A 223-nucleotide genomic window follows, 5' to 3' on the forward strand; every position below is an offset into this window, starting at 1 on the left:
TGCAAGGAGGTCGGTCAGGTTACGGCTTCGTTCCATTATCCGCTGGGTGTTCAGGCGACCGACGAATTCCTGATGAAGGTCTCGGAGATTACCGGCAAGGAAATTCCTCCGACAATCGGCCTGGAACGCGGCCGTCTCGTCGACGCTATGGCAGATAGCCAAGCCTGGCTGCACGGGAAGAAATACGCGATCTACGGCGATCCTGACTTCGTCTACGCCGTTG

1 protein-coding gene is annotated in these 223 nt (G+C 57.4%); it reads left to right on the top strand.

What is annotated here, in order from left to right:
- Positions 1-223: nitrogenase component 1 (locus MOV76_RS39720; RefSeq protein ID WP_309506952.1), on the top strand; the 223-nt coding region annotated here is incomplete at both ends.

The organism is Rhizobium sp. PRIMUS64, assembly GCF_023006465.1.
GTDB classification, from domain to species: domain Bacteria; phylum Pseudomonadota; class Alphaproteobacteria; order Rhizobiales; family Rhizobiaceae; genus Rhizobium; species Rhizobium leguminosarum.